The organism is Cellulomonas biazotea (assembly GCF_004306155.1).
In the GTDB taxonomy this organism is placed as follows: Bacteria; Actinomycetota; Actinomycetes; order Actinomycetales; family Cellulomonadaceae; genus Cellulomonas; species Cellulomonas biazotea.
The window spans coordinates 1-7,854 of the sequence record NZ_BIMR01000260.1; the positions used below are offsets into that span (position 1 = coordinate 1).

Annotated in this window: 7 protein-coding genes and 1 tRNA gene; 3 read left to right on the forward strand and 5 right to left on the reverse strand. The window is 75.2% G+C overall.

Features of this window, described 5'->3' with window-relative positions; genetic code table 11:
• Window positions 1–118: 118 nt before the first annotated feature.
• A complete protein-coding gene (gene aztD / locus CBZ_RS15705; protein WP_130782438.1) occupies window positions 119–1,396 on the reverse strand; it encodes a zinc metallochaperone AztD in 1,278 nt (425 codons plus the stop codon).
• Between the two features lie 236 nt (window positions 1,397–1,632).
• On the opposite strand from aztD, the gene CBZ_RS15710 reads away from it, so the two are divergent.
• Complete coding sequence (locus CBZ_RS15710; protein ID WP_130782439.1) at window positions 1,633–2,283, forward strand: DUF6518 family protein; 651 nt, start codon at window positions 1,633–1,635, stop codon at window positions 2,281–2,283.
• A gap of 6 nt (window positions 2,284–2,289) precedes the next feature.
• Here CBZ_RS15710 and CBZ_RS15715 read toward each other — a convergent pair whose 3' ends face one another.
• From CBZ_RS15715 to CBZ_RS15730, 4 genes are all read right to left on the reverse strand, one after another.
• A complete protein-coding gene (locus CBZ_RS15715; RefSeq protein WP_130782440.1) occupies window positions 2,290–3,552 on the reverse strand; it encodes an MFS transporter in 1,263 nt (420 codons plus the stop codon).
• Window positions 3,553–3,556: 4 nt separating this feature from the next.
• Complete coding sequence (locus tag CBZ_RS15720; RefSeq protein ID WP_130782441.1) at window positions 3,557–4,078, reverse strand: MarR family winged helix-turn-helix transcriptional regulator; 522 nt, start codon at window positions 4,076–4,078, stop codon at window positions 3,557–3,559.
• Between the two features lie 53 nt (window positions 4,079–4,131).
• Window positions 4,132–4,743, reverse strand: a complete 612-nt coding sequence (locus CBZ_RS15725) for a TetR/AcrR family transcriptional regulator (RefSeq protein WP_130782444.1) — start codon at window positions 4,741–4,743, stop codon at window positions 4,132–4,134.
• 208 nt (window positions 4,744–4,951) lie between these two features.
• Window positions 4,952–5,023, reverse strand: a tRNA-Gln gene (locus CBZ_RS15730).
• 213 nt (window positions 5,024–5,236) lie between these two features.
• On the opposite strand from CBZ_RS15730, the gene glmU reads away from it, so the two are divergent.
• Window positions 5,237–6,832: a bifunctional UDP-N-acetylglucosamine diphosphorylase/glucosamine-1-phosphate N-acetyltransferase GlmU gene (glmU, locus tag CBZ_RS15735; protein ID WP_246013479.1), complete on the forward strand. Its 1,596-nt coding sequence runs from the start codon at window positions 5,237–5,239 to the stop codon at window positions 6,830–6,832.
• Entirely contained in the window at window positions 6,829–7,812 is a 984-nt protein-coding gene (locus CBZ_RS15740) for a ribose-phosphate diphosphokinase (RefSeq protein WP_130782443.1), read from the forward strand. The genes glmU and CBZ_RS15740 overlap by 4 nt, the downstream gene beginning before the upstream one ends.
• Window positions 7,813–7,854 lie beyond the last annotated feature (42 nt).

Below are 7,854 nucleotides of genomic sequence, written 5' to 3' on the forward strand. Positions count from 1 at the left end.
GCCGCGCGTCCGGCGGACGGCCCCGCGCCGGCCGCGCGCAGTCGTCCGGACGTGACCGTGCCCGCGCGTCCCGACCAGGAGGCCGGTCGCGCGGGCACGGTCGCCCCGCGGGGTGAGGTCAGTGCGCGTGCCGCCCGGCCGCCGACGTGATCTCGTTCGGCGTCACGTCGAGCTTCGCCGTCTTCCAGACCTCGCCCGACGCGACGTCGACCGCGAGCACCTGGTTCGTCGCGGGGTCCGTCACGTACGCCATGCCGTCGAGGACGTGCAGCGCAGGCCGCGGCTGCTGCCACTCGTCGGGCTCGGTCCACGCGTCGATCAGCGGGATCGAGCGGGTCAGCGTGCCCGCCTCCGGGTCGATGACGTGCAGCGCGCCGTCGGTGCCCAGCACGAGCGCCTCGCCGTCGGCGCCGCGGCCGAGCGAGCGGAACGTGTACGACGCCGGCAGGTCGACCAGGCGCAGCGACGCGGTCCGGGTGTCGACGAGCGAGACGCGCGTCGGCCGCTCCAGGTCCGCGTCGGGGTCGGACTTGTAGTCGCCCAGCACGACCGGCGACTCCTCGGTGCCGGCCTGGTTGCCGATGCGGCCGTACGCGTCGGGGCTCGCGACCTTGGTGATCGTGTCGGTGCCGACGACGACCACACCGTCCTGGCAGCCGACGACCACGACCTCGTCCGCGGCGACGGCCTCGCCGTGCACGCCCGGGCAGGCGTCGGTCGCGGCGACCTCGGTGTCATCGGCGTCGAGCAGGCGGACGCCCGTGCGCGCCTCCTCGGTGCCGTCCGAGACGACGAGCGAGTCGTCGGTCCGCAGCACCGCGACGCCGTGGTGGGCCGACGGCGTCGTGTGCGTGCGCGTCACCGCCTCGTCCCCGCCGGCGACGTCGTGCACGTCGAGGACGGTGACCTCGCCGGTGCCGTCGTCGAACAGCGCGACGCGCTCGTCGTGCACGACGACGTGCCCCGGCTTCTCGGCCGCGTAGACGACGTCGGTGAGCGCGGGCTCGGCGGTCCAGTAGTGCGCGTGGTCCCCGTGCTCCTCGGCCCAGGTCCCGGCGTCGAGCACCTGGAATCCGGCGTCGGTCGAGACCATCACGTGGCGGCCGTCGCCCGCGGCGTTGACCCGCAGGAAGCCGTCGGCCTCGATCCGGTCGACGGTCTCGAGGGTGTCGGCGTCGAGGACGAGGAGGCCGCCGTCGTAGGTGAGGACGATCCGCGGCTGGTACGTGGCGGCCTCGGCGGGCGAGCCGGCGGTCGTGGTGGTCGCGCTCGCGCTCGAGGCGGGGGCGGCGTCGTCGGCGGTGCCGGCGCACGCCGCGAGGAGGGCGAGGGGGAGGGCGGCGGCGGCCGCACGGGCCGCACGGCGGCGGCCGGGTCGGGCGAGGGTCTGCGTCATGGGGTCGTCAGGTGCCGCGCGCGGCACCGGCTCCTTCCGGGGTGGTGGGGGCGACGCTGCTGCGTCACGACCAGGACCGTAGCAGAACATGAATCTCATTCTCATCAAGAACGGGGATGCCGCGGACCGTCCTGCTGGTCGGACGCCGCGTCGGCCCCCGGGCGCACCCCGCGCACGGACCGTTCCGACCACGGGCCGACGCGCCGACCACCCCGGCCCGCGCACCATCGACGTCCATGACCAGCACGACGACCACCCCGGGCACCCCGCCCGCCGCCCCCGCGCGGTGGCGTCCACCGCTCGCCGTCCTCGCCGGCGCCGTCGTCCTCGGGCTCGGCTGGGGAGCGGCCACGTCGTACCTCCAGACCGTCCTGCCCGACCCCGTCGCGGGCCTCGCCAACGCGGTCTCGCCGTGGCTCGTCGTCCCGTTCGTCGTCGGCGCGCGCTCGCGGACGCGGGGCCTCGCCGTCGCCGCCGGGCTGCTCGCATGCGTCCTGCAGGTCGCGGGCTACTACGCGACCTCGCACCTGCGCGGCTTCGGGGTCTCGACCGGCACCGTCGTCGAGTGGGCCGCCGTCGGGGTCGTCGGCGGCCCGGTCTTCGGTCTGGCCGGGCACCTGTGGCGCACGGCCACCGGCCGCCTGCGCGGGCTCGGCGCGGCGCTGCTCGTCGCGGTGTGGGCGGTCGAGGCCGTCGTCGGCTACGGCATCCGGCTCGGGTACGTCGACGACGCGGTCGTCTTCGGCGCTGTCGCGGTCACGCTGCTCCTCACCGTCGGCCGGCGACCCGGACCCCTGCGTGCCACCGCGCGCTGGCTCGCCGTCACCGTGCCCGTGGGCGCCGTCGGGATGCTGCTGCTCGACCCCCTGCTGAGCGCCTTCGGCTGACCGGCCTCACGCCGCCCGGCGGACCGAGCGCAGCGCGAGCTGCGCCGCGACCGCCATGAGGAGGATCGCCCCCAGCACGACGAACAGCGGAGCCCGCCAGCCGCCCGCCGCGACGTGCACCGCACCCAGCACGCTCGGACCCGCCGCGCCGCACGCGTACCCGAAGCTCTGCACCGCCGCCGACATCCGCCGCGCCGCCCGCTGCGAGCCCGCCGTCTGCGCGATGACCGTGAAGATCACCGCGAAGTTGCCGCCCTGCGACACCCCCGCCAGCACGCACCACAGCGCCCAGGCCGACGGCGCGAGGACCAGCCCCACCGGCAGCGCGACCCAGCCCACCGCGATCGCCAGCGACACCACCCGCATCGGCACGCGCCGCGACAGCGCGATCGGCACACCGACGCCGCCGACCATCCCGAACAGCTGGAACAGCGCCGCCGCCCCGCCCGCCGCCGTCGGGTCCATCCCCGTGCCGTCGTGCAGCACCGTCGGCAGCCACGCGCTCACCGCGTAGTACCCGAACGCCTGCCCCGCGAACGACACCGCGAGCAGCCACGTCACGGGTCGTCGCAACGCGTCGGGGACGGCCAGGCCCGACCCGCTCGGGTCGACGTCTCCGCCCGCTCGTCCGTCTGCCGACGCCCCGCCGGCGGCCTCCTCCCCACTGCCGCCCCGCGCCGGGGGACCGCCGACGACCCGCCCGCCGTACGCCCGCCGCCACACGACCAGCGCGACCACCGCGAGCCCGCCCCACGACACCAGCGCCCAGCGCCACCCGACGACCGACGCCAGCGGCTCGGTCAGCGTCGTCGTCAGGACGCTGCCCCCGTTGAGCGCCGCCGTGTACAGCCCCGTCGCGCGCGGCACCGCCGACGGGAAGTCCCGCCCGATGACGACCGGCACCGCGACGTTCCCCGCCGTGATCGCCACCCCGATGAGGACCGTCCCCACGAGCGCCGTGCCGAACCCGTCGACCGACCGCAGGACCGTCCCCACCAGCACCGTCACGAGCGACGCCGTCACGACGCGCGTCGTGCCCGCCCGCGCCAGCAGCACCGCGACCAGCGGCGTCGCGACCGCGAAGCACAGCACCGGCACACCCGTGAGCAGGCCCACGCCCGCGGCCGACAGCCCCAGGTCGGCCTGCACGTCGTCGACGACGGGCGCGAGGGCCGTGATCGGCGCGCGCAGGTTCAGCGCGTACAGCAGGACCGCGGCGAGCAGCAGCCCGCGCGCACCGTCCGCGGCGACCCGCCGGGCCGCCGTCATGCCCTCACGCGTCGAACGGGGCCACGACCTCGCGCAGCAGGTCCGCGAGCCGCTGCCGGTCCGACTCGTCGAGGTCCCCGAGCAGCCCGCGCTCGACGTCCAGCAGGTCGGCGAACGCCGCGTCGACTCGCTGCCGCCCCGCGTCGGTGAGCTGCACGAGCACGCCCCGCCGGTCGTCCGGCGACGGCTGCCGCTGCACCAGGCCGTGCTCGACGAGCCGGTCGATGCGGTTCGTCATCGTGCCGCTCGTCACCAGCGTCTGCGTGAGCAGCGCCCCCGGTGACAGCCGGTACGGCGCACCCGCCCGACGCAGCGCCGACAGCACGTCGAACTCCCACGTCTCCAGGTCGTGCCGCGCGAACGCGCCCCGGCGCGCCAGGTCCAGGTGCCGCGCCAGCCGGCTCACCCGCGACAGGACCGTCAGCGGGCGGACGTCGAGGTCCGGCCGCTCGCGCTCCCAGGCGAGCACGATCCGGTCGACCTCGTCCTGCGCTCCCGGCTCCGCGGGAGCCGTCCCCGGCGCCATGCTGGCGAGATTACTCGACGTCGACACAACGACCCTGGGACCCGCGCGTGTCGCTACGCCAGTGCGTCGGACTGCCGCGTGAGCTCGGGCCGGCGCTCGAGCCCCGACAGCCCGTTCCACGCGAGGTTCACCAGGTGCGCCGCGACCTCCGCCTTGCGCGGGCGCCGCGCGTCGAGCCACCACTGACCCGTGAGCGCAACCATCCCGACGAGCATCTGCGCGTAGATCGGCGCCGTCCGCGGGTCCAGGCCCTGCCCCCGGAACTGGTCCGCCAGCAGGTGCTCGACCTGCGACGCGACGTCGCCGATGAGGCTCGAGAACGTGCCCGTGGCCTGCGCGACCGGCGAGTCCCGCACGAGGATCCGGAACCCGTCCTCCGACGCCTCGATGTAGCTGAGCAGCGCGAGCGCCGTCCGCTCCACGAGGACCTTCGGGTGGCCGCCGCCCTCCAGCGCACCGGTCAGCGCGCCCGTGAGCGCCTGGATCTCCCGGTCGACGACGACCGCGTAGATCCCCTCCTTGCCGCCGAAGTGCTCGTACACGACCGGCTTCGAGACCTCCGCGCGGGACGCGATCTCCTCGATGCTCGTGCCGTCGAAGCCCTTCTCGGCGAACAGGCGGCGCGAGACGTCGAGCAGCTGCGCACGCCGCTGCGTCCCCGTCATGCGCGAGCGGGGCGGCCGCCTGGTCTCCGATGCCACGGGGCCATCATGCCGTGCGGGGTCCGCAGAGCGGCTCCGCCCCCAGGATTCGAACCTGGGCTCGTCTGTCCCGCCCGCCGCGCGGGTCGCCTGGGGCGAGCGGCTCCGCCCCCAGGATTCGAACCTGGGCTCGTCTGTCCCGCCCGCCGCGCGGGTCGCCTGGGGCGAGCGGCTCCGCCCCCAGGATTCGAACCTGGACCGCAAGGCTCCAAAGGCCTGCATGCTGCCGTTACACCAGGGCGGACCGGCGCGGCCAGGCGGCGCCGTCGGCGGACCAGTCTGCCAGCCGCCCCGCGCGGGGGAGGCGACGGGAGGGGCCCCGGCGCGGCGGTAGAGTGCTGGTGCGCACGGTTCCACCGCCCGGAGACCTCCGGGCAGACCCCGCGAGGAGCACCCCCAGGTGACGTATCCCCGCCCAGCCGCCGTCGTCGTCCTCGCCGCAGGTGAGGGAACACGAATGCGCTCGGCAACCCCCAAGGTCCTGCACACCCTGGCCGGCCGCAGCATGCTCGGCCACGCGCTCGCCTCGGCGCGTGCGCTCGACCCGGCCCGCGTGGTCGTCGTCGTGCGGCACGGTCGCGAGGCGGTCGCCGCGCACGTCGCGCAGGTCGACCCGCAGGCGCTGCTCGCCGACCAGGACGACATCCCCGGTACGGGGCGCGCGGTCCAGGTCGCGATGTCGGCGCTCGACGCGGCGGCCCAGGCGCGGTCGGTCGACACCGACGACGCGCGGCCCGAGCCGGGCGCCGCCGCGGGCGTGCTGCTCGACGGCGCGGTCGTGGTCGTCGCGGGCGACGTGCCGCTGCTCGACGCGGGCACGCTCGGCGAGCTGCTCGCCGCGCACCACGCCGACGGCAACGCGGTCACGGTGCTGACGACGGAGGTCGACGACCCGACGGGCTACGGCCGCATCCTGCGCGAGGAGGGCACGGGCGACGTGCTCGGCATCGTCGAGCAGAAGGACGCCGACGACGCACAGCGGGCGATCACCGAGATCAACTCCTCGATCTACGTGTTCGACGCGGCGGTCCTGCGCGACGGCCTGGGCCGCCTCGGCCGGGACAACGCGCAGGGCGAGGTGTACCTGACGGACGTCCTGGCGATCGCCCGGGCGGGCGGCGGGCACGTGCGCGCGCTGCGCACGGACGACCCGGTGCTCGTCGAGGGCGTCAACGACCGCGTGCAGCTCGCGCGGCTGCGCGCCGAGCTCAACCGGCGCCTTCTCGAGGACTGGATGCGCGAGGGCGTGACGGTCGTGGACCCCGCGACGACGTGGGTCGACGTGGACGTCGAGCTCGAGCGCGACGTGACGCTCCTGCCCGGCACGCAGCTGCACGGTGCGACGGTCGTCCGCGAGGGCGCCACGGTCGGACCGGACACGACGCTGACCGACGTCGAGGTCGGGCCGCGCGCGACGGTGAGCCGGACGCACGGGTCGCTCGCGGTGATCGGCGAGGGCGCGTCCGTCGGGCCGTTCGCCTACCTGCGTCCCGGCACGGTGCTCGGCGCCGACGGCAAGATCGGCACGTTCGTCGAGACGAAGAACGCGCAGATCGGCACGGGCTCGAAGGTGCCGCACCTGTCCTACGTCGGCGACGCGACGATCGGCGAGCACACGAACATCGGTGCCGCGTCGGTGACCGTCAACTACGACGGCGTGAACAAGCACCACACGACGATCGGCTCGTACGCCCGCACGGGTGCGGACAACATGTTCGTCGCGCCCGTGACGATCGGCGACGGCGCGTACACGGGAGCCGGGTCGGTCATCCGCCGCGACGTGCCGGCCGGTGCGCTCGGGGTGTCGGCCGGCGCGCAGCGCAACATCGAGGGCTGGGTGGCCCGGGCCCGCGAGGGCACGCCCGCCGCGGACGCGGCCCGCCGCGCGTCGGCCGGGCAGGACGGCGACCTGTCGCCCCAGGCCCGTGCCGAGCGTGAGCGTGCCGCGCAGGCCGCGAGCGGACCCCGGCAGACCCCGCCGCCCCAGCTCCCCGACCAGCCCGCCCCGCTCGCCGACCCGGCCGGCACCACCACGGAGGACTCCGCTCGATGACCGGCATCGTCACCAACGACGGCGAGAAGCGGCTGGTGCTCGTCTCCGGCCGTGCGCACACGGAGCTCGCGACGGACGTCGCGGAGCACCTCGGCATCGAGCTCGTGCCGACGACGGCGTACGACTTCGCCAACGGCGAGATCTACACGCGGTTCGGCGAGTCGGTGCGCGGCTCGGACGCGTTCGTCCTGCAGTCGCACGCGCGGCCGATCAACCAGTGGATCATGGAGCAGCTGCTCATGGTCGACGCCCTCAAGCGGGCGTCCGCGAAGACGATCACGGTGGTGACGCCGTTCTACGGGTACGCCCGGCAGGACAAGAAGCACCGCGGCCGCGAGCCGATCTCCGCCCGCCTGCTGGCGGACCTGTTCAAGACCGCCGGTGCCGACCGCCTCATGAGCGTGGACCTGCACACCGCGCAGATCCAGGGCTTCTTCGACGGGCCGGTCGACCACCTGTGGGCGATGCCGACGCTCATCGACTACGTGCGCACGCGCGTCGACACCTCGAACGTGACGGTCGTCTCGCCCGACGCGGGCCGGATCCGCGTCGCCGAGCAGTGGGCCGCGAAGCTCGGCGGGGGACCGCTCGCGTTCGTGCACAAGACGCGCGACATCCGCAGCCCCAACAAGACGGTCGCGAACCGCGTCGTCGGCGAGGTCGAGGGCCGTTCGTGCGTGCTCGTCGACGACCTCATCGACACCGGCGGCACGATCGCGGGCGCGGTGCGCGTGGTGCTCGAGGCGGGCGCGAAGGACGTCATCGTCGCGGCGACGCACGGCGTGCTGTCGCACCCGGCGGCGGAGCGCCTGCAGGAGAGCGGCGCGCGTGAGGTGATCGTCACGGACACCCTGCCGATCGAGGACGAGGCCCGCTTCCCCAAGCTCACGGTGCTGTCGATCGCGCCGCTCCTCGCGCGCGCGATCCGCGAGGTGTTCGACGACGGGTCGGTGACCTCCCTGTTCGACGGCAACGCCTGACCTGCCCCGACGGCCCGGACCTGCGAGCGGCGGGGGGGGGGG

Excerpts from the sequence above, each read along its gene's own strand:
- glmU (WP_246013479.1), top strand. The coding sequence starts at position 5,237 with ATGCGCTCGGCAACCCCCAAGGTCCTGCACACCCTGGCCGGCCGCAGC.
- CBZ_RS15710 (WP_130782439.1), top strand. The coding sequence starts at position 1,633 with ATGACCAGCACGACGACCACCCCGGGCACCCCGCCCGCCGCCCCCGCG.
- CBZ_RS15720 (WP_130782441.1), bottom strand. The coding sequence starts at position 4,078 with ATGGCGCCGGGGACGGCTCCCGCGGAGCCGGGAGCGCAGGACGAGGTC.
- CBZ_RS15740 (WP_130782443.1), top strand. The coding sequence starts at position 6,829 with ATGACCGGCATCGTCACCAACGACGGCGAGAAGCGGCTGGTGCTCGTC.
- CBZ_RS15725 (WP_130782444.1), bottom strand. The coding sequence starts at position 4,743 with ATGACGGGGACGCAGCGGCGTGCGCAGCTGCTCGACGTCTCGCGCCGC.
- CBZ_RS15715 (WP_130782440.1), bottom strand. The coding sequence starts at position 3,552 with ATGACGGCGGCCCGGCGGGTCGCCGCGGACGGTGCGCGCGGGCTGCTG.
- aztD (WP_130782438.1), bottom strand. The coding sequence starts at position 1,396 with ATGACGCAGACCCTCGCCCGACCCGGCCGCCGCCGTGCGGCCCGTGCG.